The following is a 304-nucleotide window of genomic DNA, read 5'->3' as shown; positions in this document are numbered from 1 at the left end:
TATCGGATCAGCAGCACACCACAACAATTGGTGGGTCTGGGCAGATTCGAACTGCCGACCTCACCCTTATCAGGGGTGCGCTCTAACCAACTGAGCTACAGACCCAATCGTTCGGGCTTTGGCAGCTTGTCGACCTCACCCGCTCTCTATCCAAGAGCCGGGGGCGCGCTCAAACCAACCGAGCAGCAAACCTATCGTCTAACCAGTGAATCAAGCAATTCGTGTGGGAGCTTATGAAGAAGCTGAGATCTTCGATTAAGGAGGTGATCCAGCCGCAGGTTCCCCTACGGCTACCTTGTTACGA

1 tRNA gene is annotated in these 304 nt (G+C 54.3%); it reads right to left on the bottom strand.

Annotation, left to right across the window (positions count from 1 at the left end):
* Positions 1-28: 28 nt before the first annotated feature.
* Positions 29-105 (bottom strand) — tRNA-Ile (locus ACNFIA_RS32005).
* Positions 106-304: the final 199 nt, after the last annotated feature.

The organism is Pseudomonas sp. NY15437 (assembly GCF_048068435.1).
Classification (GTDB): domain Bacteria; phylum Pseudomonadota; class Gammaproteobacteria; order Pseudomonadales; family Pseudomonadaceae; genus Pseudomonas; species Pseudomonas nitroreducens_B.
This window is presented reverse-complemented; position numbering and strand designations above follow the sequence as displayed.